The following is a 255-nucleotide window of genomic DNA, read 5'->3' on the forward strand; positions in this document are numbered from 1 at the left end:
TCCGGCCCATTTCCTCGCGGACCATGTCGCCCAGCGAACGGCCGTTGCGGCGGGTGGACAGGAACAGGACCATGAAGTCCTGCACGGCACCAGCCAGCACCACGCCGGCGATCAGCCAGAGCGTGCCGGGCAGGTAGCCCATCTGCGCGGCGAGCACCGGGCCGACCAGGGGGCCGGCGCCGGCGATGGCGGCGAAGTGGTGGCCGAAGAGGATGTGCTTGTTGGTCGGGACGTAGTCCAGGCCATCGTTGTTGA

Annotated in this window: 1 protein-coding gene; it reads right to left on the reverse strand. The window is 69.0% G+C overall.

What is annotated here, in order from left to right; genetic code table 11:
- Positions 1-255 (reverse strand): carbon starvation CstA family protein (locus WCE05_RS26565; protein ID WP_368816913.1); only part of this gene is annotated, 255 nt, incomplete at both ends.

Source organism: Pseudomonas sp. I2 (assembly GCF_040984075.1).
GTDB classification, from domain to species: Bacteria; Pseudomonadota; Gammaproteobacteria; order Pseudomonadales; family Pseudomonadaceae; genus Aquipseudomonas; species Aquipseudomonas guariconensis_B.